Raw genomic sequence first — 24,675 nt, 5'->3', positions numbered from 1 at the left:
CACGTGCCGGGGTCACCAGCACGAGTTATCGGGAGGGTCAGCTCGCGTAGGCGCGCAGGCGATCGGCCCGCTCACCCTTGCGCAGCTTGGACATGACCTCGCGCTCGATCTGGCGCACCCGCTCGCGGGAGAGCCCGAAGAGCTTGCCGATCTGATCGAGGGTGCGCGGCTGGCCGTCGTCCAGGCCGAAGCGCAACCGGATGACCTGCTGCTCACGCTCGTCCAGGGTGGCGAGCACGCTGCGCACATCGTGGTGCAGCAGTCCAGCGATCACCGCGGACTCGGCCGAGGTGGCCTCGGAGTCCTCGATGAAATCGCCCAGCGGGGCCTCTTCATCGTTGCCGACCGGCATGTCCAGGCTTACCGGGTCGCGGCTGTGGTCGAGCAGATCGGAGATCTTGTCGACCGGGATGCCGGACTCGTTGGCCAGCTCCGCGTCGGTGGCCTCGCGGCCGAGCTGCTGATGCAGTTCGCGCTTGATCCTGGCCAGCTTGTTGACCTGCTCGACCAAATGCACAGGCAGGCGAATGGTGCGGCTCTGATCGGCCATACCGCGGGTGATGGCCTGCCGGATCCACCAGGTGGCATAGGTGGAGAACTTGAAGCCCTTGGCGTAATCGAACTTCTCCATCGCCCTGATCAGGCCGAGGTTGCCCTCTTGGATCAGATCCAGCAGCGGCATGCCGCGGCCGGTGTAGCGCTTGGCGAGCGAAACCACGAGCCGGAGGTTGGCTTCGAGCAAATGCGCGCGAGCGGACTGGCCCTCGCGGACGATAATGGCCAGATCGCGCTTGCGGGTGGCCGACAGCCGTTTGCCGGTCTCCAGCAGATGCTGCGCATAGAGGCCCGCCTCGATACGCCTGGCCAGCTCGACCTCGTCGGCTGCCGTGAGCAGTGCGGTACGGCCGATCCCGTTCAGGTACACGCGTACCAGGTCGGCGGCAGGGCTCTGGGCGTCGAGGTCGGAATCGCTGGCGCGCACTCGAGTGGTGGCGGGGCTTGTCATGACTTGCCTCCTGTCGGTGGTGTCTCACTCCGAACAACGGACCCGACAGGTAGAAAGTTCCCCGTTACTGCTCCGATAAACCGCTCTGAACTGCGGTTTCCGTCACTCGCATCTGAGAAGTTCCTGAGAAGCACACCGCAGTGCGACTCTGGGTCGAGTGCGTGTCCGATGCGCGATGCGGAGTTGCCGCTTCGTTACACCGGTCGCACCAAACCGTGGCGAACCAACCCGGCCACCACGGATAATGCGTCGGCCGCGAACTCCTGGGTCACCTCGTCTGATCCGTGGGCGAGCGCCAGCAGTTCGATCAATTCTTCCAACGGCAAACCGTCGGCACGCATTCCCGCCACGAGTGCGATGGTGGACTCATCCACCTCGTGCTGCCAGCGCGGGCCGTCGCCGCGGTGCAGCCGCGCGACCTGCTGCGTCCAGCCGTCCTCGCCGTGCAGGTAGACCCGCTCCAGCGCGGTGGCCGGATCGACCACGAAATGTGCGGACCACGCGAGGTTTTCCGCAGCGGCGGCGCGGCGCAACCAGGCCGAGCGCGCGAAATACTTGGTGGCTTCGTGGCCCAATGGGTCGTCGAAGCCGTGGGTGAGATCCTCGGCGAGTACCTCGGTGGGGCCATCGATGGCGCGCAGGTAGACGAAGCCGAAGCCGATGCCCTCGACGTCGGAGGCGGTGAACGCGTCGAGCCACTGTTCGGCGCGGGCCTGTGCGTCCGGATCGCGCGGATCCGAACCCGCGTCGCGCAACCAGGTTCCGACATAGAGGGCGGGATCGGCCACATCGCGCTGCACCACCCAGGCGTCGACGCCGTGCGCGGGCAGCCAGGAGGAGACCCGTTGGCGCCAGTCCTCGCCGTCCACATGTACCCAGGCCGCGAGCATGGCGGCGGTGCCGCCGGGCGCGAGCAGATCCGGGGCCTGGGAGATCACCAATTCGCTTGCGCCGTCGAGGGCGAGGCCGGAGTCACGATAGGTGTGCTCGATGCGGGCGGGGCCGACGACGAACGGCGGATTGGCCACGACCTGGTCGAAGCGGCGACCAGTCACCGGCTCGAACCACGAACCTTCCAGCAGTTCGATATCGAGTTCGTTGAGTGCGGCTGTCGCCTCGGCCAGCCACAGTGCGCGGGTGTTCACGTCGGTGGCGGTCACCCGGTCCGCGTAGGCGGCGCCGTGCACGGCCTGGACGCCGCAGCCCGTGCCGAGGTCGAGGACCGAACCGACACGGCGGGTCGGGGTGGCGCGCAGCAGCGAGAGCGAGGCGTGACCGACACCGAGCACGTGGTCCTCGGTGAGGGTGCGTCTGCGCATCGAATCGTCGAGGTCGGACAGAATCCAGCGGGTGCCCTCGCCCGCGTCCAGTGGGCGCAGATCCAGGGCCGCGCGCACATCGCCGCCGTCGCGGGTCAGCAGTCCCGCCGCCACCGCGCGATCGACCTCCAGCGGGGCCAGCGCCGCCGCGACCTCCGGTTCCGGCAGTAGGTCACCGAGCAGCAACAGGCGGATCAGGGTGCCCAGCGCCCCGGCCGCACGCGCGGCCCGGCGCACCGGGACCGGTTCGGAGCGGCCGAGCGCGGCGTGCACGTCCGCGCCGAGCACCTCCAGCAGCGTGTCGGCGTCGTAGCCGACTCGGGTCAGCGCGGTCCGCAGGTCGGGGCACAACGCGGTGAGCAGCGATCCGGTCGTCGTCCGGTTGGTAGGCACACCGGTACTTTGCCACCGCAACACTCCAGCACTCGAAACGAGTACTGGAGTGTCACGCGATCGGTCAGACGCCGTTCGGGTCGCGACTGGTGATGCAGTACGGCGCGTCGGCCGGATCGGACATCACGATCCAGTGTTGGTGGCGCTCGATCAGGGAGGCACCGAGGGATTGGTGCCAGGCCGCCGTCGCGTCGATGTCGGCGGAGGACAGGTCGATGTGCGCGCCGGCCGGTCGGTCCTCGCCGAGGCGCTGCAGCAGAAGTTGTACGGGCATCGGCTCTTTCGCGCGCAGGCGGGCGAATTCGGGCAGGCGGCCCTGCACCAGGTCCCAGCTGGTGAGGATGGTCCAGAAGCGGGTTTCGGCGGCATGGTCGGTGGGGCCGATATCGAGGCAGACCTGGTCGAGGCGGGTCAGGGTGCCGTCGGGGGCGCGAAACGCCGGTGTGGGTGTGGCTTTGGCGCGGCCGCTCGGGGTGAAGCAGAAGATCTGACCGCCCGGTGAGCGCAATACGGCGTAGCTCTTGTGGTTGGCGACCAGATCGGCGTCGAGGTCGAGTGCGATACGGACCGCGGCCGCGACGTCGTCGACGTCGAGATCGAGGTGCACACCGCTGAGTCCGGTCACCGCCTGCATCTTGACGCCCGCAGCCGCGAAGAGTGCGGGATCCGGTAGGAGAGTGAGGAATTCGTCGTTCTCACCGCGCCGGGGCGAGAGCTGGGTGCCGGTGATCGTCGACCAGAACGTCGTACATTCGTCGAAACGTTGTGCCGGGCGGTCGAGGAAGGCCCAGACCCACCGAATCATGCTGTGTCTCCTGTTTCCTGCGAGAGTTCCCATGCCGAGAGCGCCGTGCGATGGTGTCGCACCTTCCGCGCTTCGACGGCGTCCTGCACCCTGTTCGGTGCAGGTGTGTCGCACATCACGTGTGCCGAGGGAGTTCCCGTCTCGTATCCCCGCCACACAGTAGGGGGAGCTCGCGACGCTGTCGAGGCGGTTTCGGATTCGGTCGGCTGGCACGATCTCGGCGGTTTATGGCATCGCGGCCACTCGCTCGAACGGCCGGATTCCGGCAGGCTCAGCGGGGTGACCGAACTGCGGACGCCCCCGGTGGCGGGACCTGTCGATGCCCCGACACGGCGGCTGCACCCCGCCTGGATCGTCGCCGCTGTCGGCTTCATCGCCCTGCTCGGCGCGGCCGCGTTCCGTTCGGTGCCGAGTGTGCTGCTGGATCCGCTGCACGAGGAGTTCGGCTGGTCACACGGCACCATCGGGGCCGCGGTATCGCTGAATCTGCTGTTGTACGGGCTGATTTCACCGTTCGCGGCGGCGCTGATGGATCGATTCGGCATCCGCCGGGTGGTGGCGTGCGCGCTGGTGCTGGTCGCGGCGGGCAGCGGGCTCACCGTATTCATGACCCAGCCTTGGCATTTGATGGCGACCTGGGGGCTGTTGGTCGGTATCGGCGTCGGATCGATGTCGATGCCGTTCGTGGCGACGATCACCGGCCGCTGGTTCGTGCGCCAGCGCGGACTGGTGACCGGTGTGCTCACCGCGGCGGGCGCGACCGGGCAGCTGATCTTCCTGCCGGTGGTGTCCGCGGTGGCGCACGCGCACGGTTGGCGGGTGCCCTCGGTGATTGTCGCGTGCGTCGCGCTGGCGGTGGTGCCGCTGGTATTGCTGTTCATTCGCGACTTCCCCAGTGACGCGGGTGTTTCCGCGTACGGCGCGGAACCGGGCAGCACGGTCGGGCTCCGGGTGCCCGCGACCGGCGGCGCGTCCCGCGCGCTGACCGTATTGGCCACGATCGCGCGCAAGCCCGGATTCTGGCTGCTCGCAGGCGGCTTCGCGATCTGCGGCGCCTCGACAAACGGCCTGGTCGGCACGCATTTCGTCAGTGCCGCACACGATCACAGCATGCCGCCGACGACCGCGGCGGGCCTGCTGGCACTGGTCGGGATCTTCGATGTGGCGGGCACCATCTTTTCCGGCTGGCTCACCGACCGTGTCGATCCCCGCTATCTGCTGGTCGGCTACTACACCCTGCGCGGTCTGTCGCTGCTCATCCTGCCGTCGCTGTTCGCGCCGGATACCCAGCCGAGCATGTGGGTGTTCATCATCTTCTACGGCCTGGACTGGATCGCCACGGTCCCGCCGACGGTCACACTCTGCCGCGAACTCTTCGGCGCGGACGGTCCGGTCGCCTTCGGCTGGGTTTTCGCCTCGCACCAGATCGGTTCCGCCATCGCGGCGACCGGAGCGGGCGTCATCCGCGACGTCCAGGGCTCCTACAACCTCGCCTGGTACATCGCCGGAGCCCTCTGCGCCGCAGCGGCTTTGATGTCCGCGGGCATCCGCCGCCACGCCTGACCGTCGCGGGGCCTCAGCTGTCGATGGCGTTGTGGGGGCGGGATTCGATGGCGTTGTGGGGGCGGTCCCAGCGGCTGGGTTCGTCCTTGCGGCGCGGGGGGCGATCGTTGGCGATCAGGACCGCGATCCAGGGCAGGGGAATGGAGGCGGCGATGATCAGGATGGAGATCAGGGCGCTGCTGAACATGCTGTAGGCGATCGCCGCCAGGATCAGACAGGGGATGCGGAAGGCCATGATGATGGTGTAGCGGCGGACCCTGGCGCGGTGCTGGTCTTCCAGCGACGGTGCCGCCTCGGTGATCAGCACCGGGTGTTTGTCATCGTTGCCAGGGAAGTAACCGGCGGATTTGCGCGGTGGTGGTGTCGGCACTGTCACGTCCGGGCGATCACCGCTGCCGATGTCGTCGGCGTCGGGGGTGTCGCCGTACTGCTGCATATCTCCGAGTCTTCCACTGTCGAGGGCGGACCGCACATGACCTGGTCAACCGGACGAACACGCTTGTCACCGACCGTGCGCGGCCGAGCTTGCGCGGATGCGGCATCATGGAATCCGTGAGTAGTGACACTCTGGTTCGCCCGGATACGACCACCGACGAGACGACGAGCGACGACACCCCGAAGTTCTTCCACTACGTGAAGAAGGAGAAGATCGCCGAGAGCGCCGTGATGGGCACCCACGTGGTCGCCCTCTGTGGTGAGGTCTTCCCGGTGACCCGCTCGGCGAAGCCTGGTTCGCCGGTCTGCCCCGACTGCAAGAAGGTCTACGACGGCCTGCGCAAGGGCGACTGAGTCGACCGTGCGGTGACGATCCGCCCGGCGCGCCGACGCGCGCCCGGGCGTCGTCGCTGTCTGTCTGCCTTATCGGCCCCTGAACTCCACGTGGGTTCGGGGGTTTCGCTGTGTCGATGCTGCCTGCGCTGCCCCGGGGCTGCGTTTCGAGGGGGCCGCCAGGTTCGGCGAGTCGGCTCCGGCCTGCGGAGTGGGGGCGCGATCTGGCGTGACGGCCGGGTCCGGCGCGGGATCGGTGGTCGAGTCGGTATCGGAGTCGTCGGACGCGTCGCCACCGAGCTGGTTCGACAGCCATTCCTTGACCTGGTCGATGCGGGTCGAGCGGGCGGGCCAGAATTCCTGGACCGCGGCATTGAATTCGGCGCCGAGGATGACCGCGAAGCCGAGGAAGAACGTGAACAGCAGGAATGCGATCGGCGTGGCCAGCGCGCCGTAACTGACGCCGGTCTTGGTGACCCAGGTCAGGTAGCGGCGCAGGCCCTCGCTGGCGGCCATGAAGAACACGCCCGCGACGAGCGCCCCGCCGAACAACCGGTGCCATGGCAGCGATTTGTGCAGCGCCAGCTTGTAGAGCGTGGTGAGCCCGATGATCAGCAGCAGGCCCACACCCGGGTAGTAGAACGAGTCGATCAGCCGCAGTCCCGGTTCGCGCCACGAATCCGGCAGCACCCGGCCGATCAGCGTCGGACCGAGCGCGATCAGCGGCAGCAGGAATACCGCGACCACCAGGAACAGCACATACAGCAGCAGCGCGAAGATCCGCTGCCACACCGGATGCCGCGCATCCTTCTGGCCGTGCGCCTCGACGATCGAATCGACGAAGGTCGACATCGCCGAGGATCCGGCCCACAGTGACAGCACGAAACCCACCGACACGAAGGCGGCACGGCCGCGGCCGAGTACATCGGTGACGGTCGGTTCGATCAGATCGCTCACCACGTTCGTACTGAACAGGTCCCGGCTGAACGCGATGATCTTCTGCTCGACGATCTCCACCGTGTCGGGTCCGAACCATTCCCCGACGTAACCGAGGCTACCGAGCACCCCGAGCAGCAGCGGCGCCAGCGACATCGTCTGCCAGAACGCCGCGGCCGCGGACTTGGCGAAAATCGAGTCGTTCCATGACTTCACCGCCACCCGCAGGACGAGTTTGCCGCCCTGTCGCGCGGCGTGCGCCAGCCCCGCGGCGGCCGCGTGCGCGTAACTCGCCGCGGTGGGTTCCGCGCCGCCACCACCGCTGTGGATCGGCTGGTCGCCGGTCCCTGGGGTGTCGCGCGGTCGGGCACTGTCGTCGGTCATGGTGACTACAGCATCTCGCATGCGGGTCGAATGTATCGGTTCGCCAGCTCATCGTGTCGGTGGGCAGCAGGTGAACACAGCGTGGCGGGTGATCGCGACTGTGATGCCCGTCGCCCACGCCGCGTCGGTTTGGCGACACGCCATGGGAGGCGGATAGGGTCGTCGGTGTGACTGGGTCGGGTGGCACCGCTGTGGCGGGAGAAGCGGAAACACCGGGCGATTCGCAAACATCGAGCGCCGCGGGTTCCTCGGGTGGTTCGCTACGCGCGTGGCAGCGCCGCGCCCTGATGAAGTATCTGTCCACCAAGCCGAGGGATTTCCTCGCGGTAGCGACGCCGGGTGCCGGTAAGACCACCTTCGCACTGCGGGTCGCGGCCGAATTGCTGGCCGATCGCACCGTCGACCAGATCACCGTGGTCGCCCCGACCGAGCATCTCAAGCACCAGTGGTCCCAATCCGCGGCCCGCGCCGGCATTCAGCTGGACTCACGCTTCTCTAATGCGACCGGTGGAACCTCCGGCGACTATCACGGTGTCGTGGTCACCTATGCGCAGATCGCTTCGCATCCGACGCGACACCGGGTTCGCACCGAAAGACGCAGGACGCTGGTGATTCTCGACGAGATCCACCACGCGGGCGATGCCAAGTCCTGGGGTGAGGCGACCGCCGAGGCGTTCGGCGACGCGACCCGGCGCCTGGCGCTGACCGGCACCCCGTTCCGCAGCGACGACAGCCAGATCCCGTTCATCACCTACGAGCCCGATGAAGCGGGTTTCCCGCGCTCGCGCGCCGACCACGCCTACGGCTACGCGGAGGCGCTGGCCGACGGCGTGGTTCGGCCGGTGGTCTTCCTGGCGTACTCCGGTGAGGCGCACTGGCGCGACAGCGCTGGCGAGGAGTACTCGGCCCGCCTCGGTGAGCCGCTCAGCGCCGAACACACCGCTCGGGCCTGGCGCACCGCGCTGGATCCGGCGGGGGACTGGATGTCGAAGGTGCTGGTCGCCGCGGACACCCGGCTGCGTCAGTTGCGCGCGACCGGCATGCCCGACGCCGGGGGTCTGGTGATCGCCACCGATCAGGAGCGGGCTCGCGATTATGCCGAACTGCTGGAGCACATTTCGGGTGAGAGACCCGCGGTGGTGCTCTCCGATGATCCGTCCTCCTCGGATCGGATCGCGGAGTTCGGCAACAACACCCAGCCGTGGATGGTCGCGGTGCGCATGGTGTCCGAGGGCGTCGACGTGCCGCGGCTCGCGGTCGGCGTCTACGCCACGAGTGCGTCGACACCGTTGTACTTCGCACAGGCCATCGGCCGGTTCGTGCGTGCGCGCAAACCCGGCGAGACCGCGAGTGTGTTCCTGCCGTCGGTGCCGGTCCTGCTCGATCTGGCCGCGCAACTGGAACTGCAGCGCGATCACGTCATCGGTAAGCCGCATCGGGAGCAGAACGGCCTCGAAGACGAACTGCTGATCGACGCGAACAAGCAGAAGGACGAGCCGGGTGAGGACGAGCGGCCCTTCGTCGCGCTCGCCGCCGATGCCGAGCTCGATCAGGTGATCTACGACGGATCCTCGTTCGGCACCGCGACTTTCGCAGGCAGTGCCGAGGAGGCGGATTATCTCGGGATTCCGGGTCTGCTGGACGCGGATCAGATGCGTGCGCTGTTGCGCGATCGGCAGTCGCGGCAGTTGGCCGACCGTGGCGAGGCCGCGGCAGCCGACTCGTCGCCGCAGATCGCCTCGGCCGCCGAACGGGTCGCGACCGCGGACAAGCTCGGTGAGCTGCGTCGTGAGCTCAACAGCCTCGTCGCCATGCATCACCATCGGACCGGTAAGCCGCACGGCGTGATCCACGGTGAGTTACGCCGCGAATGCGGTGGTCCGCCAACGGCATTGGCGACGGCCGATCAGTTGGGCGAGCGGATCGCGGCGTTGCGTCAGAAGTAGCGCCCACGATCGGCGTACCGGCCTATGTCAGTGGGCAACGGCCGACACGGGCCACGTGGCCATGGCACAGTCGATCGACTGGGTGAGTTCGGCGTGGGACGCGCCGTCGCGGGCTCGGATCGACAGGCCGTACAGGATCGTGGTGTAGAAACCGGCCAGCGCGGCGGTGTCGGCGTCCGGCGGCAGATCACCTTCCGCGACACCGCGATTCAGGCGTTCGCGGATATCTTCGGTTGTTTCGCGGCGCTTTTCGATCAGGAAGTCGCGGATGGTTTCGCTGCGGGTGGTGTAGGTGGAGCCGGCCAGGACGACCATGCAGCCGTGGGGTTTGTCGTCGGCGGTGTAGGCGATGGCGTTGTCGCGCAACATCGCTTCGATACTGGCGCGGGCGGTGGGTTCCTCTCGCAGCGCGCGGGCGGTGTAGTTGCCGTCGGTCTGGCCGTAGAGGCCGACGGCCGCGCGAAACAGCGCTTCCTTGCCGCCGAAGGCGGCGTACAGGCTCGGTGAGTTGATGCCCATCGCCGAGGTGAGGTCGCTCAGCGACGAGCCCTCGTAGCCGTGCTCCCAGAACACTTTCATGGCACGGCGCAGCGCGACCTCGCGGTCGAATGCGCGGGGACGTCCGCGTTCGGCCATGGCCCGCTCCTTTCTGTGTCGATCGTTAAATATACCCCTTGACGCGGTTGCGGCTCATGCGCTTAGCTATTTATGTACTGATCGACACAGAATTTTGAGGAGTTGCGATGTCGGACCTGACGGGCAAGGTGGCGCTGGTCACCGGCGGTAGCCGGGGAATCGGGGCGGCGATCGCCCGACACCTGGCCGGCGCGGGCGCGAATGTGGCGCTGACCTATCAGAGCAATGAGTTGCGGGCGAAGTCGGTGGTCGCCGAACTGGAAGCATTGGGCCGTCGCGCGATCGCCATCCGAGCCGACAGTGCCGACGCGGGTGCGGTTGTCGAGGCGGTGCATCGGACCGCGGCCGAGTTGGGCGGACTCGACGTGCTGGTCAACAATGCGGGCATCTTCCCCGCCAAGCCATTCGAGGAGTTCACTGTCGAGGAGATCGATCGCGCGCTCAACGTCCACGCGCGGGCGGCGTTCGTCGGCGCACAGGCCGCGGTGACGCATATGACCGAGGGCGGGCGGATCATCAGCATCGGTACCAATCTGTCCGAGCGCGCCCCATTCGGCGGACTCTCGCTCTACAACCTGAGCAAGTCCGCCCTCAACGGATTCACCAAAGCCCTTGCGCGCGAACTGGGCCCGCGAAATATCACGGTGAACCTCGTGCAGCCCGGCTCCACCGACACCGACATGAACCCGGCCGACGGCGACCACGCCCCCTACCAGGTCGGCTTGTCGGCCCTCGGCCGCTTCGGCACCGCCGACGATATCGCCGGCACCGTAGCCTTCCTCGCCGGTCCGTCCGGCCGCAGCATTACCGGCGCGACCTTCACCGTCGACGGCGGCTCCAACGCCTAGATCATGGATCAGCCGCTGAAGTATTGGCCCGGGGAGACACCGACGGTGCGGCGGAAGGCGGCGATGTAAGCGCTGGGGGTGGCGTAGCCGACGCGACCCGCGATACGCGCGATGGGGAGGCCAGCCGCGAGTAGGGGGAGGGAGGCGGCGAGGCGGATCTGGGTTCGCCACTGGCCGAAGGTGATTCCGGTTTCGCTCAGGAAGAGGCGGGCCAGGGTGCGTGGGCTGGTGGCGGTATCGGCGGCGAATTCGGTGAGGGTGCGGGGATCGGCGGGGTTGCTGGTCAGGGCGTCGGCGATGTGCGCGGCGCGGGGATCGGTCGGTGGGTGGGCGCCGATGGGGATCACATCGACCGGTTCGAGCAGATCGAAGATCACCGCCTCCGCGCGCTCGCGGTGCGTGGGGGCGGTTTCGGGGGCCGTGAGGTGCTCGAAGAGTTCGTGCAGCAAGCGGGTGACCCGGAGCATGGTGGGGGCGGACAGGGTGACCGGGCAGCGGTCGGGTTCGAGGTAGATGCCGCGCATGGCCGCGCCGTCCGAGGTGCCGGTGCGGTGGCGGGTGCCGCCGGGGATCCAGAGGGCGCGGGTCGGTGGCAGCACCCAGCGGTCGTCGGCGACCTCGACGGCGATGACTCCGCGTGCGGCCCAGGCAATTTGGTGTTGCGGGTGCTCATGGGTCTCGAACCAGAAGCCGGCGGGCAGCACACCGGCGCCGAACACCATGGCGGTCGCGCCGGGTGGGACCGGCTGGATCAGCGGATGACCGTTTTGCGACACAACTTGTCACCGTAGCCTGTCGTGGTCATAGCCGTCCGCTCCTAGCGTGAGCGGTATGGCGATGAACTACTTCCACAAACTCCTGTGCCGCTCTGCGCTCTGGGAACGGGCCAGCGCGACGAAGATCGTCCCGTGGGCGCTGTCCGGCCTCGACCTCGGCGCGTCCGCACTCGAGATCGGCCCCGGCTACGGCGCGAATGTGCGGGCGTTGTGCCGGCGCACCAGCACGCTCACCGGAGTCGAGATCGATCCAGTGCTGGCCGATCGGCTGCGCACCAGGCACGGCACCGCGATGACGGTAATCCAGGGCGACGGCGCGGATATGCCCTTGCCGCCAAGACAATTCGATTCGGTCGTATGCTTCACGATGTTGCACCACGTGCCGACCGTCGGCGAACAGGATGCCCTCTTCGCCGAAGCCCTCCGCGTCCTGCGCCCGGGCGGAGTCTTCGCGGGCAGCGACGGCCTCGACAGCCGCATGTTCCGTCTGATGCATCTCGGCGACACCTGCCTCCCGGTCCCGCCGGAGAACGCCGCCGACCGCCTGACCCGCATCGGCTTCACCGACATCGAGATCGAAACCGGCACAACCAGTTTCCGCTTCCGCGCCCACCGCCCCGAGTGAGGCCGCATGCGGGCCCAGTGGACCTGAGCGGACACTTTCGGGCACCGACTGGCCGTTGGCGTGGACAGCATCTGCTCCGGTCCCGTCAGTCGACAGGGTCGGGTTGCATCGCACCAGCATTGCCGCCGATCGGGGATCGATCCGGACAGGTTCCGGCGTTCCACTCGGGTCGATCCAGCTAGCTCACCCCGCGAATCTGCTCTGGTGCACCGTCATTGCGGGTAGTTCTGGAGCCGACCGGCCTCGGCGTTGCCGGGCCTACCCCTTCGGGACGGCGGCTGCGGCGGCCTCGAAGTAGACCGCGGGGTCGAGGATGTTGATCGGAGTCCATCGCGGGATCTCGGCGCGGGCCAGCGAATCATCCTGTGCCGCTTGGAAATATCCTTGGATGTCGAGGGCCGAGCGGGGGTCTTCGTCGATGCGGCGGGCCATGTCGTAGTACACCGCGAGGACGTGCACGCAGCGAGGCGTGCGGGCCGTGCATGAGCAGTCGGTACCAGCGAGGTTGGGGGCCGGGCTGGTCCCCGCGACAACCAAGGCTCGGTGCATATCGTCGGTGAGTACCGTTGTGTCGGGAATGATTTCGGCGATCGCGGTGATTGCCGGGCGGGGGAGCGGCGCCACTTCGAGATGGGTCACCGACGCCTGGCCGCCGCGGTGGATGGCGGCGCGGATCACGCGACCCTCGATAGTGGTCTGTACACCGTTGTTGCGGGCGATGCTGCGGGCGCGGGGGAGCAGCGGGTCGGGGCGAGTCTGACGCAGCGGTTCAGCCAAGCGAACCCAGTCCATCCCCCAGGCCGTATACCCGAATTCATTGTCCGCCATTGGTTCTCCTGTGCTGTGTCGGTATCCGCAGACCGGGGAAGCGAAGCGCCCCCGGTTGCGCTGCAGCGACCCTGCCATCAGCTCTCCCGTTTGCGTCGCAGGATCTCGACGAGCTGATCGTCGTCGAGGCGGGCCAGTGCGGCGATGCCCGCCGAGTCGCTGAGGTCGGCGAGGGCGGATTTACGGTCGTGCATGCCTGCGATGTGCTCCTCGACGGTGGTGCCCGAGGTGAGGGTGGTGATGGTGACGGTGCGGGTCTGACCGATGCGGTGCACCCGATCCGACGCCTGGGCCTCGACCGCCGGATTCCACCAGCGGTCGAAGTGGATGACATCGGCGGCGCGGGTCAGCGTGAGGCCGGTGCCCGCGGCGCGCAGACTCAGGATGAGCACCGGCGGACCGTCTTCGGCCTGGAAGCCCGAGACGATCGCGGCGCGCTCGGCCTGGTCGAGGCCGCCGTGGAAGAACGGCGCACGCACCCCGAATTGCTCGTCGAGGTGGCGGACCAGTAGTTCACCGGTGCCGCGATACTGGGTGAATATCAGTGTCGGATCACCGGTCTCGAGATTATTGGCCACGATATCGGTGCACAGGTCCAGCTTTCCCGAGCGGCCGCCCAATTCACCGAGCTCGCCGGTGATCAGGCCCGGATGATTGCAGACCTGTTTGAGAGCGGTCAGCGCCGCGAGCACCCGGCTCTGCCGTTGCGCGCCATGTCCGAAGCCGTCGTCGATGGCCTTGTCGAGTAGTTGGTCGTAGAGTTTTTCCTGCTCGGTGGTGAGATCGCAGAGCAGATCGCTGTGGATCTTCGCCGGCAGCGACGCGGCGACCTGAGCCTTCTTGCGCGCCAACAGCACTGGTTCCAATGCATCCCGTAGCCGCGCCGCCGCGGCCGCCGAACCCTCGTGGATCGGCCGGACGAACCGACGCCGGAACTGGGTGCGATGTCCGAACAGTCGCGGCGCCACCAGATTCAACAGCGCCCACAGCTCCTCGAGATGGTTCTCCACCGGCGTACCGGTCAGCGCGACCATCGCCCCCGCCGTCAGTGCCCGCGCGGCCTTCGACACCTGCGTGCGCGGATTCTTCAACGCTTGTGCCTCATCGAAAACGGCTGTCGCCCAGGTCTGTTCGGCCAGCACACCGCCGTGCAACCGCAACATCGGATACCCGGTCACGACAACGGTGCCCGCCTCGGCCACGACCTCACCCCCGCGCCACAGCACCGGCCGCAGTCCCGGCGCGAACCGCGTGATCTCATGCGCCCAGTTTCCGACCAACGACGTCGGACACACCACGAGTTGCGGCCCACCCCCACTCCGCCCGACCAGAAACCCGATGGTCTGTACCGTCTTCCCGAGCCCCATCTCATCCGCCAGCACCGCTCCACCATGCGCCGCGACGGTCTCATGCAACCATCCCACCCCACGCGCCTGATACGGTCGCAACTCCGCCTTCAATGCCGTTCGCAATTCCGTCGCGACGCAACGAGTTTCACGCAGCACCCGCACCGCCCGCTCGGCCGACACGATCGCCGACCCGGCCGCATCGGGTACCGCATGCGCCGCGATGGGTAGCGGTGTCACGCGGCCCGACGTGGCGTTCTCCCCGGTCTCCGTCTGCCCAGCGGCCGGATCACCCCCGTCTCGGAGCAGCGCGCGCCAAGCGTGCACGGATGGTCCGACGTCATCGATGGCGAGGTCCAGGAGCTCGTCCGGATCGACCAGCGCACAGTTGATTTCGGCGATCTCGATCGCGCCCTGCGGTCCCGTCGGGACCGCCAGCGTGATGGTTTCTCGATCACCCTCGGGTGCGCGGCCCGGGGCGTGTCCGGTCCAGGTCCAGAGGGCGAACATGTGGCGGTCGGGTAGGTAGGTGGCCTGTGTCGTGGGCAGCGCGAACCCCTAAATCATCGTATGGTGTACGGAGTATTCTAACAACGTACACCGTACTGGGTTGATTCCGAGAGGGGCACGTGACCGACGCCACCCGTGCTGGCCAGGCTGAGCAGCTGATGAGTCTGTTGTGGCGGCATGCCGTGCCGCCGCGTTCCGGTGGGCGTGGGCCGAAGCAGACGGTCAGTGTCGATGCGGTGATCGCTGCCGCCGTCGTCATCGCCGATCGGGACGGGTACGAGAAGGTGTCGATGCGCGCGGTCGCCGGTGAGCTGGGGCTGCGCCCGATGAGCCTCTACACCTACGTGCCGAGCAAGGAGGCGTTGACCGTGCTGATGGTCGACGCGGTCGCGCAACAGGACGCGCTGATCCCCGCCGGCCTACCGGTGCGTGATCGCATGGCCGCCATCGCCGGGCAGGTGCGTGCGGAACTGATCGCGCATCCATGGCTGCTCGAGGTGCCGCCGTGGCGGTTGGTGCTCGGCCCGGGCCGGATGCGGCGCTACGAACGTCAGCTGGCCGCGATCGAGGGGATCGGATTATCGGACCTGGCGATGGACCGGGTGATCGCGGTGCTGTCGGAGTTCGCTACGGGCAATGCCCGAATGGCGATCGCCGGGATCCGCAGTGCGACGGAGTTGACCGACGCGCAGTGGTGGGAGCAGCACGGTCCACTGCTGACCGAGGTGATGTCGGTCGAGGAGTTTCCGCTCGCGTCGCGGGTCGGCGCGGTGGTAGGCGAACGCTATCAAGCGCCGTCAGACCCGGACGGGGCCTTCGTTTTCGGCCTGGCGAAGCTGCTGGACGGCATCCTCGCCGACCTGCGGGCCGAATGAACCGCACCGGAACTGCTGCGCAAACGCCGAAAGCGGGCGACCGGGTCGCCCGCTTTCGGATCTATCAGCGATGTTCTGTTGTTCGATGTTGTTGTGTCGGGACGCGAGGACCGGTCAGAGCGCCGGAGCTGATTCCGTGTCGATCACGGCTTCGAGCTCCTTCAAGCGATCCATGTGTTCGTTCGCGTGGTGCTGGCAGAAGAGCAACTCGCCACCTGCGGGCAATACGGCACGAACTCGTGCGGCAGCACCGCAGCGGTCGCAACGATCGACCGCGGTCAGTGGGGTGCTTGTCAGGGTTCCTGGCATGACTCCTCCGTCCTGGCTCCCGGCACTACAGTCCGTTCACCTGGTGTGGGGCCCGTGGTCACTCCGCGGGCTCGCTACCGCTACTTCCCAGCAGTGGTATGACTACTTTGTCAGACGTTCGGGACGGGGGCTTTGTTCCCGGAAGTGATTCTGTGTGTTTTCGATAACACGACCTGGGATTTCGCTACTGGCGAACATCGCTGGTCACGCATCGAAGGTCCACTCGACCACGATCACGAACACCTATCCAGTTGTCTACCGGGAGATTACCCGTGATCCATGACACTCACACTCTCGTTCACATTTGCACGCTCGCCGAATGGCTGACCGCGCGACAATCCGGTGAGTACCGCCCGGAGTCGTTCGCGGAGATCGGGTTCATCCATCTATCCACGCCGCAGCAGGCACATCTGCCGGCCAACCGACTTTTCGCGGGGCGGCGCGATATGGTGCTGCTGCGCATCGATCCGGCCCGGGTCGGCGCGCCGGTGAAGTGGGAGCCCGGCGTGCCCACGGATCCGGAGTCGATGTTGTTCCCGCATCTGTACGGTCCGCTGCCGGTCGGCGCCGTCACGGCCGTCATCGAGTACCAGCCCGGTCCAGACGGCATCTTCGCCGCGCTGGACCCGAACTTTCCCGCGTCGTGAACTACCGGTCCCTGGCCTCGCGCGACACGATGGCGGCCTGAACCCGGGACCGCACACCGAGTTTGGTGAGCACCCGCGAGACATGCGTCTTGACCGTCGTCTCGCCGATGAACAAACGCCCGGCGATCTGCGCATTGGACAGCCCCTCGCCGAGGCAGTCGAGCACCTCGCGCTCGCGCTCGGTGAGATCGCCGAGACCGTCCGGTGCGGATCGGCCGTGCTCGGCGTCGGTCGACGCGAACGCGTTGATGACCGCGGTGGTCACCTCCGGAGCGAGCACGCCATCACCCGCGGCCACCGCGCGCACCGCGTCGACAAGTGCTTGTCCCGACGCGGATTTCAGTACGAAGCCCGATGCGCCCGCCCGCAGCGTGCCGAAGACGTACTCGTCCAGATCGAAGGTGGTCAGGATGAGCACCCTGGCCAGACTGTCGGCGGTGATACGACCGGTGGCGGTGATGCCGTCGACGCCGGGCATGCGCACATCCATCAGCACGACGTCCGGGCGCAGCGCTTTGGCCTGTGCCACCGCGATATCGCCGTCGGCGGCCTCGCCGACCACCTCAATGCCCTCGGCCGTCTCCAGGATGATCCGGAGCCCCGCCCGGATCGCGCCGTGGTCGTCGGCGATCAGCACGCGGATGCTCATGTCGGTTGCACCACCGAGATCGGCAATCGGGCAAGCACTTCCCACCCGGCCGGACCGGGTCCAGCGGTGAAGGTGCCACCCAGCGCCGCTGCTCGCTCCCGCATGTTCATGAGTCCGCTGTGGCGCGTCTCCTCCTCGGCCGGTCGATGGCGCACCGGCACTGTGGGATTGCGCACCGTGACGGCTAACGCCGTTGTGTCCGTCCGCACGTCGATGTCGACCTCCTGTCCTGGTGCATGTTTCATCGCATTCGTCAGCGCTTCCTGCACGATGAGGTAGGCGGCCTGGTCGACCGCGCTCGGCAACGGCGTCCCGTTCAGCGAATCCGCCACGCGCACGGTGATTCCGGCCGCACGGGCCGCATCGACCAGGATGGGCAGCTGGGCCAGCTTGCGCGGCGCGGCGATGTCGTCTTCGGCGCCGTCGTCGCGGCGCAGCAGACCGATCATGGTGCGCATCTCCTGCATAGCGCTGACACTGTTGGACCGGATCGAGGAGATGATTCCGGCGACGGCGGGATCGGTGTCCTGCCGAGCGAGTATGCCGAGCGCCGCTTCGGATTGGATGGCGATGGCGGATAGATGCCCCGCGATCACATCGTGCAGATCGCGCGCCATCGTCTTGCGCTCGTCGGCGATGGCGGCACGCCGATCCAATTCGGCCACCAGCGTCATCGCCTGCGCGCGTTTGCGTTCGGCCTCCGCGATCTCCTTGTGCCCGCGCACCGACAGCGCCCACCACAGCGGCGTCGCGACGAACGCGAACAGCGCCGCGATGGTGATCACCGCGATCCGCCAGTCGCCGAACACCAGCGCCAGTACCGTCAGCGCGACCGAGAGCACCCCGCCCACCGCGACCACCAAGCGCGAGCGTGTGGGCGTGGCGTACAGCACGCCCGCATAGATCAGATCCGAATAGATGAGCCAGATCGGCACCGTCGGCCCGAGGGCGATATCGAGGCCGAATGGGATCAGCCCGACACCGAGGGCCAGCACCGGCATGCGCCGCCGCAGGAACGTCGCCACACAGATCAGCGCCAGCACCCCGATCCGCACCGGCAGCGTGGGGTGGGTGCTCAGATCGCTGGCCATCTCGAACAGACCGGATAGATACAACCCGACGCCGAGCACGAACGCGAAGGCGACGACCAGCGCGTCCTGCACGGTCGCCGACAACGCCTCCCACTGCCGCCGCACCGGATCATCACAGCACACGCCGCGTGGTGGCCGGGTCCGCCGAAGGAATGAGGCGCGGTCGGTCCGAGGATCGACGTCTATGCCTCGGGCTCCGCGCGCGGCCGATGAGGTCAGCGCAATCGCGGGCCTCATCGCCGGTCAGCCACTTTTGCCGGTTAGGGTCAAGGCCGCGCAGTTAACGCGTGAGCTGGTGTGTCAAGCGGGGTGGGGTGGTGAGTGGGGACAGCGGAACTGTTGGTAGAGAGGTGTTGTCCGCCAAGACAATCCGCTCGATCGAGGAGTTCCGCTGTCAGTTCAGTGTGTCATTGATCGTTCCTCGCCGGTCGCGGAGGGTGTGTTCGCGCCGGGGCATCTGGGGGAACTGACCCGGATCGTGTCGTTCGACCTGGTCGACGCGGCGCTGGAAACGGCCGGTGCCGTGCGGTCACGAGTGCGGCTGCTGCCGTCGCGGGTGGTGGTGTATCTGCTGCTGGCCGGAGCGTTGTTCTCCGATATCGGGTATCGGCAGGTATGGGCGCGGTTGTGTGCCGGGCTGCCCGGCGGATCGTTCGTGTGTCCTGGTTCCCCGGCCTTGTCACAGGCGTTGCGCCGCGTCGGGGTCAAACCCCTGAAGGCGTTGTTCGATCTGCTCGCCGGCCCGGCCGCCGGGACCCGGCGGTGGCGGGGACTGCTGGTGTGCGCGATCGACGGCACCAGTGTGTTCGTGGCTGACAGCCCAGGCAACGTGGCCGAGTTCGGGCGTCACGGCGGCGGTCACGCCCAGGCTGGGTATCCGATGCTGCGGTTGCTGACGGTGGTGGCGTGTGGCACCCGCACCGTCGTCGATGTCGTGTTCGGCCCGTTGCGGATCGCGGAAACAGCCTATGCACCACAACTTTTGGGGTGCCTGCGCCCAGGCATGCTGTTGCTGGCCGACCGGAACTTCGCGGTCACGGCGTTGATCGAGCAGATCACCGGCACCGGAGCAGATCTGCTGATCCGCGCCAAACTCAACCGGCGCGTCCCCGCGATCGCGCGGTTGGGTGACAGATCGTGGCTGACCCGCACCGGTACGGCGACCGTGCGCGTGATCGACGCCGAGATCGCCGTCAGCTGCGCCGGCGGGCCACGCCGGGTCGAGCGGTACCGGCTGATCACAACCCTGACCGACGACAAGCGTTATCCAGCAAAGGAATTGGTGGATCTCTACCATCAGCGGTGGGAGATCGAAACCAGCTATTTCGAACTGAAATCGACCATCCTCGGCGGGCGGGTGCTGCGCGCCCGCACCCCGGCCGGGGTCGCGCAGGAGGTCTACGCCTTGTTGATCACCTACCAGGCGCTGCGCACCGCGATCGCCGATACCGCGCTCGCCACACCGAGTTTCAGCCCCGACCGCGGCAGTTTCACCATCGCCGTGCACACCGCCCGCGATCAGCTCATCCAGGCCACCGGAGTTCTCGCCACCACCACGATCAACCTGATCGGCACCATCGGCCGCGCGGTCCTGTCCAGCCCGATGCCACTACGACGCCAACGCTCCAGCCCCCGCATCGTCAAACGTGCCATCTCCAAACACCGCGCCAAGGGCGAGGTCGACCGCAACATCTACAAAACCCAGATCAGCGTTCATATCCTGCCCGGTTGACAACCGAGCAGAAACCCAAACTGCGCGGCCTTGCGGTTAGGGTGGAAGGTGTGAATGTCGATGTCACCGCCCTACCCGGGATCGGGGTACGCAAAGACTTCCAGCTGCGATCGGGCCGCCGGATCGGCGTTGTCGATCATCGTGACGGCGGCATCGATCTCATTGTGTCCAAACTCGACGATCCGGACGCCTGCGCCGCGCAGGTGCCGCTGACCGCCGACGAAGCCGCGGTGCTCGCCAACCTGCTGGGCGCGCCGCAGTTGGTCGCGAAGCTGCGCGAGGACCACCGCGACCTGCCCGGGATCACCACCCGCCAACTACCCATCGTCGACGACTCCCCGTACGAGGGCCGCACGCTCGGTGAGACCGGACTGCGCACGCGCACCAAGGCTTCCATCGTCGCGGTCATGCGCGCGGGGCAGCTGCACCCCTCGCCGGGACCGGATTTCACCTTCGCCGCCGATGACATACTTGTTGTCGTCGGTACGCCCGACGGTCTGGACGCGGCCGCGAAGATCCTGACGCACGGGTGAGCGCGTGAACGAAACCGCACTCGCCCTCGTCGAGCTCGGGGCGGTGTTATTTGCCCTCGGCATGCTCGGCAGGGTGGCGGCTCGCTTCGGTATGTCCCCGATTCCGCTGTACCTGCTCGGCGGGCTGGCCTTCGGCCAGGGCGGATTGGTCGAACTGGGGGCCGCGAACGAATTCGGCCATATCGCAGGCGAAATCGGCGTGGTGCTGCTGTTGTTGTTGCTCGGCCTCGAGTACACCGCGGCCGAATTGGTGACCGGACTGCGCCGCTCCTGGGGCGCGGGTCTGGTGGATATCGTCGCGAACGCGACGCCGGGCGCGGTGGTCGCACTGTTGCTCGGCTGGGGTATGACCGGGGCCATCACCCTGGCCGGAGTCACCTACATCTCGTCTTCGGGCATCGTCGCCAAGGTACTCAATGATCTCGGGCGGCTCGGTAACCGGGAAACCCCGGTGATCCTCTCGATTCTGGTCTTCGAGGATCTGGCGATGGCGATGTATCTGCCGATCCTCACCGCGATCCTGGCGGGTACCAGCTTCGTGACGGGACTGACCGTCCTCGGCCTCGCCCTGGCCACGGTCACCGTCGTCCTAGTGGTGGCGCTGCGCTACGGCCGGTACGTCTCGGCGATCGTGGACAGCGCCGACCGTGAGGTGTTCCTGTTGAAGCTGCTGGGCGCGGCGCTGCTGGTCGCGGGTCTGGCCTCGGCGCTGAACGTGTCGGCGGCGGTCGGCGCGTTCCTGCTCGGCATCGCGATCTCCGGCTCGACCGCACACGAGGCGACGAAGCTGCTGGAACCGATCCGGGATCTGTTCGCGGCCATCTTCTTCGTGGCGTTCGGTCTCAGCACCGATCCGACGGCCATTCCGCCGGTACTCGGCTGGGCCATTCTGCTCGCGTTGGTCACCGTGGTGACCAAGGTCGCGACCGGCTGGTGGGCGGCGAGCCGGCAGGGTATCCGCCGGATGGGCCGGGCGCGGGCGGGCGCGGCGCTGGTCGCGCGCGGCGAATTCTCCATAGTCATTGCGGGTTTGGCGGTGAGCATGGGTGCGGTGGACGGTCAGCTGGCCGCGCTCGCCTCGGCGTATGTGCTACTGATGGCGGTGCTCGGCCCGATCGCGGCTCGCGTCGTCGAGCCGGTCATCGGTATGGTGCAGCGCCGCTTCAGCCCGGCCGTCAGCACCTGATACGGACTGTGTCGCAGCGGAAGTCGGTCCGTCCGTGGTCGCCGGAATCCTGGTTGCGTCCACGGAAGCCGCGAGCGGATCTGTCGTCGTAGCGGACGTCGCCTCTTTCGCGGCCCGTGCGCGTTCGACGCGGCGCCAGAAGGTCGACGCCACAAAACCGACCGCCAAACCGATCAGCGCCGCGCACATGTGCCCGTAGTCGGTGAAGGTCGGTCCGATCCACAGCGCCGCGGCGAGGACGACGATGATGACACCCGCCCACACCACGCGGACCACGCCGCGGAAGTGAAAGGCCATGGCGGCAAGGACCGCGGTGAATCCGTAGCTGGTGCCGACATCCGCGGCGTATTGCACCCGCACCGAGATGATGTGGCGGTCGATGGCGTGGCTGATCGCGGTGACGGTCAGCAGCGTCGCGCCGATATGACCGGTCGCGAACAGCAGAATCCAGCGACTGGTGCCGAGCCAGCGTTCGGCGAAGCCCATGACCACCAGAATCTCCGCGATGGTGACCCAGGGAAACTGGCCCTGGGTCCAGAACGCCGAGGCAACCAGCACCTGAATCGGGTTGTGCTGCATGTTGTAGAGATTGGTGGAGGCCGAGAAGATCAGCCTGCGCTCCACCGAATCGCCGACCCCGCGCAGTGTCCACCAGGTCACGAAGAGCGTGAACGCGTATGCCGTACTGGCCGGTGCACCGGACAGATGCTGGCGAAGCTCGGGCAGGATTCGGCGTGCCAGGCCCGGGCGACGTATCCACGACCAGACCACGCGGAGCTCGTCGCGGATGTCGACGGTTCGCGTCCAGGGCGAGTGGATTCGGCGCAAAGTGGGGGCAACCACAGTGTCCAAGTCTGCCGGGTCCGGGGCCGTCGTGTCCGCCGACCCGCCAACTCTGTGTCGTGGTTCACCTGACCTGGTCGTTCGGCCGTAACGTCGATTCACACCCGGGCAATATTGGCTCCGAAGAATTGGTCTGCCGACCAAAAGTCGGCAGACAGGAGTCCGCAGCAAATATGAGCATCGACGAGGCGCCGATCCCCGCACCGTTCGGGGACGACTATCTGGCCAAGCGCTCGTTGCGGTCGGGTTCGGCGGGCGGGGTACTGCTGGCCGGACTCGGCGTGGGCTACGTGAGCTCCGGCTGGAAGTTCGCCGCGGGCGGCTTCGGCGGTCTGTTGATCGCCTTCCTCGTCGACCCGGTCGCCGCATCCTGGACGCTCGCCGCGTTGGTGGCGTACGTGCTCTATTGCGCGCTCTACGGCCGCCAGCGACTGGTCGCGAACTCGCCGGACGCGGAGTTCGCGGTGCTCGCTCGTGCGGAGGAGCTCGAATGACCCGCTACACACAGGATCTCGGTGGCACCAGGTATGTATTCGACGGGTTGGTCGAACTGCTGGCCAAGGCGACGCCGCTGCGCAGTGGTGACGAATTGGCCGGGTGCGCGGCAGTTTCCGATGCTGAGCGGGCGGCGGCGCAGTGGGCGTTGGCCGAGGTGCCGCTGACGACGTTCCTCCACGACCCGGTGGTGCCGTACGAGACCGACGAGGTCACTCGGCTGATCATCGATACGCACGATCGCGGTGCTTTCCAGTCGATTTCGCATCTGACAGTCGGTGGTCTGCGTGATCGGCTGCTCGCGGTCGCGGCGGGCGACCCCGCGGTCTGCGGTCCGCTGGGTACACCAGCGTCCGTGCTGGCGGCGGTCGCGCCCGGGTTGACTCCGGAAATGGTTGCGGCGGTGAGCAAGATCATGCGCAACCAGGATCTGATCGCGGTTTCCCGTGCCGCCGTGGTGACCGCCGGATTCCGCACCACCGTGGGGTTGCCCGGACGATTGGCGACCCGGTTGCAGCCCAACCATCCGACCGACGATCCCCGCGGCATCGCCGCCGCTGTCCTCGATGGTCTGCTGCTCGGCTGTGGTGACGCGGTGATCGGCATCAACCCGGCCACCGACTCTCCGCAGGCCACCGCGGATCTGCTGCATCTGCTCGACGAGGTGCGCACCCGCTTCGATATTCCGGCGCAGTCGTGCGTGCTCTCGCATGTGACCACCACGCTCGGGCTCATCGAGGCCGGTGCGCCGGTGGATCTGGTCTTCCAATCGGTCGCAGGCACCGAGGGCGCGAATGCTGGTTTCGGCGTGAATATCTCGTTGCTGCGCGAGGCCAACGAGGCAGGGCGGTCGATGGGGCGCGGCACGGTCGGCGACAATGTGATGTATCTGGAAACCGGTCAGGGCTCGGCACTTTCGGCGGGCGCGCACCTGGGCGCGGGCGGCAAGCCGGTCGACCAACAGACGCTGGAGGCCCGCGCGTATGCGGTGGCACGCGATCTGGACCCATTGCTGGTCAATACCGTCGTCGGCTTCATCGGCCCGGAATACCTCTACGACGGCAAGCAGATCATCCGCGCGGGCTTGGAAGACCATTTCTGCGGCAAGCTGCTCGGTCTGCCCATGGGCGTGGACGTCTGCTACACCAACCACGCCGAAGCCGACCAAGACGATATGGACACTCTGCTCACGCTTCTGGGTGCTGCCGGTGTCGCCTTCGTCATCGCCGTGCCCGGTGCCGACGACGTGATGCTCGGCTACCAGAGCCTGAGCTTCCACGACGCCCTCTACGCCCGCCGCCTACTCGGTCTGCGCCCCGCACCGGAATTCGACCAATGGTTATCCGGCCTCGGCGTGATCGACGCCACCGGCCGACTACTCCCGGTCGACCCCCTGTCCTCACCATTGCGCGCCCTGGCGGGTACGCAATGAGCGCCGAGGCTTCGCCCTCGCCGGCTCCGGAGCATGCCGAGTCGTCGGCTACCGCTGCGACCACGCCGTACGCGGGTCAGGGGGTGCTGAACTCGGCTGATGTGCGCCTGGACAATTCACGTTCTACGGCAACGGAATTCGTTGATCCGCTGAGTGGTCGCAGCCTGGTCGCCGGAATGACCGGCGCGGGTGCT

Annotated in this window: 24 protein-coding genes and 1 pseudogene; 12 read left to right on the top strand and 13 right to left on the bottom strand. The window is 67.3% G+C overall.

The window, feature by feature from the left end; genetic code table 11:
- Positions 1–37: 37 nt before the first annotated feature.
- The 3 genes from OG874_RS20590 to OG874_RS20580 all read right to left on the bottom strand — a co-directional run bounded on the left by OG874_RS20590 (position 38) and on the right by OG874_RS20580 (position 3,523).
- A complete protein-coding gene (locus tag OG874_RS20590; RefSeq protein ID WP_330256741.1) occupies positions 38–1,006 on the bottom strand; it encodes a sigma-70 family RNA polymerase sigma factor in 969 nt (322 codons plus the stop codon).
- Between the two features lie 194 nt (positions 1,007–1,200).
- Positions 1,201–2,718 (bottom strand): DUF7782 domain-containing protein, encoded by a 1,518-nt coding sequence (locus OG874_RS20585; RefSeq protein ID WP_330256740.1) that lies wholly within the window; start codon positions 2,716–2,718, stop codon positions 1,201–1,203.
- 64 nt (positions 2,719–2,782) lie between these two features.
- Positions 2,783–3,523, bottom strand: coding sequence for a VOC family protein (locus tag OG874_RS20580; protein ID WP_330256739.1), 741 nt, complete (start codon positions 3,521–3,523; stop codon positions 2,783–2,785).
- A gap of 279 nt (positions 3,524–3,802) precedes the next feature.
- Here OG874_RS20580 and OG874_RS20575 point away from each other — a divergent pair, with 279 nt between their 5' ends.
- Entirely contained in the window at positions 3,803–5,086 is a 1,284-nt protein-coding gene (locus tag OG874_RS20575; protein WP_330256738.1) for an MFS transporter, read from the top strand.
- A 13-nt stretch (positions 5,087–5,099) separates the two neighbouring features.
- Here OG874_RS20575 and OG874_RS20570 read toward each other — a convergent pair whose 3' ends face one another.
- Positions 5,100–5,522: a DUF3099 domain-containing protein gene (locus OG874_RS20570; protein ID WP_330256737.1), complete on the bottom strand. Its 423-nt coding sequence runs from the start codon at positions 5,520–5,522 to the stop codon at positions 5,100–5,102.
- A 107-nt stretch (positions 5,523–5,629) separates the two neighbouring features.
- Between OG874_RS20570 and OG874_RS20565 the strand changes: the two genes are divergently transcribed.
- Positions 5,630–5,875 (top strand): DUF3039 domain-containing protein, encoded by a 246-nt coding sequence (locus tag OG874_RS20565; RefSeq protein WP_442943371.1) that lies wholly within the window; start codon positions 5,630–5,632, stop codon positions 5,873–5,875.
- Between the two features lie 69 nt (positions 5,876–5,944).
- On the opposite strand, the gene OG874_RS20560 is transcribed toward OG874_RS20565, so the two are convergent.
- Positions 5,945–7,195 (bottom strand): YihY/virulence factor BrkB family protein, encoded by a 1,251-nt coding sequence (locus OG874_RS20560; protein ID WP_330256735.1) that lies wholly within the window; start codon positions 7,193–7,195, stop codon positions 5,945–5,947.
- A 266-nt stretch (positions 7,196–7,461) separates the two neighbouring features.
- Between OG874_RS20560 and OG874_RS20555 the strand changes: the two genes are divergently transcribed.
- Positions 7,462–9,120 (top strand): DEAD/DEAH box helicase, encoded by a 1,659-nt coding sequence (locus OG874_RS20555; protein WP_330257357.1) that lies wholly within the window; start codon positions 7,462–7,464, stop codon positions 9,118–9,120.
- 27 nt (positions 9,121–9,147) lie between these two features.
- Here the strand turns inward: OG874_RS20555 and OG874_RS20550 are convergent, their stop codons facing one another.
- Positions 9,148–9,756, bottom strand: a complete 609-nt coding sequence (locus tag OG874_RS20550) for a TetR/AcrR family transcriptional regulator (RefSeq protein WP_330256734.1) — start codon at positions 9,754–9,756, stop codon at positions 9,148–9,150.
- Positions 9,757–9,863: 107 nt separating this feature from the next.
- Between OG874_RS20550 and OG874_RS20545 the strand changes: the two genes are divergently transcribed.
- A complete protein-coding gene (locus tag OG874_RS20545) occupies positions 9,864–10,604 on the top strand; it encodes an SDR family NAD(P)-dependent oxidoreductase (protein ID WP_330256733.1) in 741 nt (246 codons plus the stop codon).
- A gap of 8 nt (positions 10,605–10,612) precedes the next feature.
- Here OG874_RS20545 and OG874_RS20540 read toward each other — a convergent pair whose 3' ends face one another.
- Positions 10,613–11,380 carry an AraC family transcriptional regulator gene (locus OG874_RS20540; protein WP_330256732.1) on the bottom strand — a complete coding sequence of 256 codons (768 nt, stop codon included), beginning with the start codon at positions 11,378–11,380 and terminating at the stop codon, positions 10,613–10,615.
- Positions 11,381–11,435: 55 nt separating this feature from the next.
- Here OG874_RS20540 and OG874_RS20535 point away from each other — a divergent pair, with 55 nt between their 5' ends.
- Positions 11,436–12,005, top strand: a complete 570-nt coding sequence (locus OG874_RS20535; protein WP_330256731.1) for a class I SAM-dependent methyltransferase — start codon at positions 11,436–11,438, stop codon at positions 12,003–12,005.
- A gap of 258 nt (positions 12,006–12,263) precedes the next feature.
- Here the strand turns inward: OG874_RS20535 and OG874_RS20530 are convergent, their stop codons facing one another.
- Both OG874_RS20530 and OG874_RS20525 read right to left on the bottom strand, forming a co-directional pair.
- Complete coding sequence (locus OG874_RS20530) at positions 12,264–12,833, bottom strand: hypothetical protein (RefSeq protein ID WP_330256730.1); 570 nt, start codon at positions 12,831–12,833, stop codon at positions 12,264–12,266.
- 77 nt (positions 12,834–12,910) lie between these two features.
- Positions 12,911–14,689 carry a DEAD/DEAH box helicase gene (locus OG874_RS20525; RefSeq protein ID WP_330256729.1) on the bottom strand — a complete coding sequence of 593 codons (1,779 nt, stop codon included), beginning with the start codon at positions 14,687–14,689 and terminating at the stop codon, positions 12,911–12,913.
- 119 nt (positions 14,690–14,808) lie between these two features.
- Between OG874_RS20525 and OG874_RS20520 the strand changes: the two genes are divergently transcribed.
- On the top strand, positions 14,809–15,564 hold the full coding sequence (locus tag OG874_RS20520) for a TetR/AcrR family transcriptional regulator C-terminal domain-containing protein (protein WP_442943370.1): 756 nt from the start codon (positions 14,809–14,811) through the stop codon (positions 15,562–15,564).
- A 114-nt stretch (positions 15,565–15,678) separates the two neighbouring features.
- Here the strand turns inward: OG874_RS20520 and OG874_RS20515 are convergent, their stop codons facing one another.
- A complete protein-coding gene (locus OG874_RS20515) occupies positions 15,679–15,873 on the bottom strand; it encodes a DUF7455 domain-containing protein (protein ID WP_330256728.1) in 195 nt (64 codons plus the stop codon).
- A 272-nt stretch (positions 15,874–16,145) separates the two neighbouring features.
- On the opposite strand from OG874_RS20515, the gene OG874_RS20510 reads away from it, so the two are divergent.
- Positions 16,146–16,520: a DUF952 domain-containing protein gene (locus OG874_RS20510; RefSeq protein WP_330256727.1), complete on the top strand. Its 375-nt coding sequence runs from the start codon at positions 16,146–16,148 to the stop codon at positions 16,518–16,520.
- Between the two features lies 1 nt (position 16,521).
- Here OG874_RS20510 and OG874_RS20505 read toward each other — a convergent pair whose 3' ends face one another.
- Entirely contained in the window at positions 16,522–17,169 is a 648-nt protein-coding gene (locus OG874_RS20505; RefSeq protein WP_330256726.1) for a response regulator transcription factor, read from the bottom strand.
- Entirely contained in the window at positions 17,166–18,365 is a 1,200-nt protein-coding gene (locus OG874_RS20500; RefSeq protein WP_330256725.1) for a sensor histidine kinase, read from the bottom strand. Before OG874_RS20500 ends, OG874_RS20505 begins: the two co-directional genes overlap by 4 nt.
- A 334-nt stretch (positions 18,366–18,699) precedes the next feature.
- Here OG874_RS20500 and OG874_RS20495 point away from each other — a divergent pair, with 334 nt between their 5' ends.
- The 3 genes from OG874_RS20495 to OG874_RS20485 are packed head-to-tail and all read left to right on the top strand — an operon-like array spanning position 18,700 to position 21,711.
- The gene (locus tag OG874_RS20495) at positions 18,700–19,992 is read left to right on the top strand and encodes an IS4 family transposase (protein ID WP_330252158.1); all 1,293 of its coding nucleotides are present in this window, start codon (positions 18,700–18,702) and stop codon (positions 19,990–19,992) included.
- 50 nt (positions 19,993–20,042) lie between these two features.
- Positions 20,043–20,525: a cation:proton antiporter regulatory subunit gene (locus tag OG874_RS20490; RefSeq protein ID WP_330257355.1), complete on the top strand. Its 483-nt coding sequence runs from the start codon at positions 20,043–20,045 to the stop codon at positions 20,523–20,525.
- A 4-nt stretch (positions 20,526–20,529) separates the two neighbouring features.
- A complete protein-coding gene (locus OG874_RS20485; RefSeq protein ID WP_330256724.1) occupies positions 20,530–21,711 on the top strand; it encodes a cation:proton antiporter in 1,182 nt (393 codons plus the stop codon).
- Here OG874_RS20485 and OG874_RS20480 read toward each other — a convergent pair.
- Positions 21,616–22,554 carry a rhomboid-like protein gene (locus OG874_RS20480; protein WP_330256723.1) on the bottom strand — a complete coding sequence of 313 codons (939 nt, stop codon included), beginning with the start codon at positions 22,552–22,554 and terminating at the stop codon, positions 21,616–21,618. The two genes, OG874_RS20485 and OG874_RS20480, sit on opposite strands and share 96 nt — an antisense overlap.
- A 173-nt stretch (positions 22,555–22,727) precedes the next feature.
- Here OG874_RS20480 and OG874_RS20475 point away from each other — a divergent pair.
- A pseudogene (locus OG874_RS20475) lies at positions 22,728–22,907 on the top strand (ethanolamine permease); the annotation flags it as partial.
- A gap of 137 nt (positions 22,908–23,044) precedes the next feature.
- Positions 23,045–24,481: an ethanolamine ammonia-lyase subunit EutB gene (locus OG874_RS20465; RefSeq protein WP_330256722.1), complete on the top strand. Its 1,437-nt coding sequence runs from the start codon at positions 23,045–23,047 to the stop codon at positions 24,479–24,481.
- Positions 24,482–24,675 lie beyond the last annotated feature (194 nt).

The organism is Nocardia sp. NBC_00565 (genome assembly GCF_036345915.1).
Taxonomy (GTDB): domain Bacteria; phylum Actinomycetota; class Actinomycetes; order Mycobacteriales; family Mycobacteriaceae; genus Nocardia.
This window is presented reverse-complemented; position numbering and strand designations above follow the sequence as displayed.

What these genes read in the sequence shown, in the direction of transcription:
- OG874_RS20590 (WP_330256741.1), bottom strand. Translation starts at nt 1,006, where the DNA reads ATGACAAGCCCCGCCACCACTCGAGTGCGCGCCAGCGATTCCGACCTC.
- OG874_RS20580 (WP_330256739.1), bottom strand. Translation starts at nt 3,523, where the DNA reads ATGATTCGGTGGGTCTGGGCCTTCCTCGACCGCCCGGCACAACGTTTC.
- OG874_RS20570 (WP_330256737.1), bottom strand. Translation starts at nt 5,522, where the DNA reads ATGCAGCAGTACGGCGACACCCCCGACGCCGACGACATCGGCAGCGGT.
- OG874_RS20565 (WP_442943371.1), top strand. Translation starts at nt 5,630, where the DNA reads ATGGAATCCGTGAGTAGTGACACTCTGGTTCGCCCGGATACGACCACC.
- OG874_RS20560 (WP_330256735.1), bottom strand. Translation starts at nt 7,195, where the DNA reads ATGCGAGATGCTGTAGTCACCATGACCGACGACAGTGCCCGACCGCGC.
- OG874_RS20555 (WP_330257357.1), top strand. Translation starts at nt 7,462, where the DNA reads ATGAAGTATCTGTCCACCAAGCCGAGGGATTTCCTCGCGGTAGCGACG.
- OG874_RS20550 (WP_330256734.1), bottom strand. Translation starts at nt 9,756, where the DNA reads ATGGCCGAACGCGGACGTCCCCGCGCATTCGACCGCGAGGTCGCGCTG.
- OG874_RS20545 (WP_330256733.1), top strand. Translation starts at nt 9,864, where the DNA reads ATGTCGGACCTGACGGGCAAGGTGGCGCTGGTCACCGGCGGTAGCCGG.
- OG874_RS20535 (WP_330256731.1), top strand. Translation starts at nt 11,436, where the DNA reads ATGGCGATGAACTACTTCCACAAACTCCTGTGCCGCTCTGCGCTCTGG.
- OG874_RS20530 (WP_330256730.1), bottom strand. Translation starts at nt 12,833, where the DNA reads ATGGCGGACAATGAATTCGGGTATACGGCCTGGGGGATGGACTGGGTT.
- OG874_RS20525 (WP_330256729.1), bottom strand. Translation starts at nt 14,689, where the DNA reads ATGTTCGCCCTCTGGACCTGGACCGGACACGCCCCGGGCCGCGCACCC.
- OG874_RS20515 (WP_330256728.1), bottom strand. Translation starts at nt 15,873, where the DNA reads ATGCCAGGAACCCTGACAAGCACCCCACTGACCGCGGTCGATCGTTGC.
- OG874_RS20505 (WP_330256726.1), bottom strand. Translation starts at nt 17,169, where the DNA reads ATGAGCATCCGCGTGCTGATCGCCGACGACCACGGCGCGATCCGGGCG.
- OG874_RS20465 (WP_330256722.1), top strand. Translation starts at nt 23,045, where the DNA reads ATGACCCGCTACACACAGGATCTCGGTGGCACCAGGTATGTATTCGAC.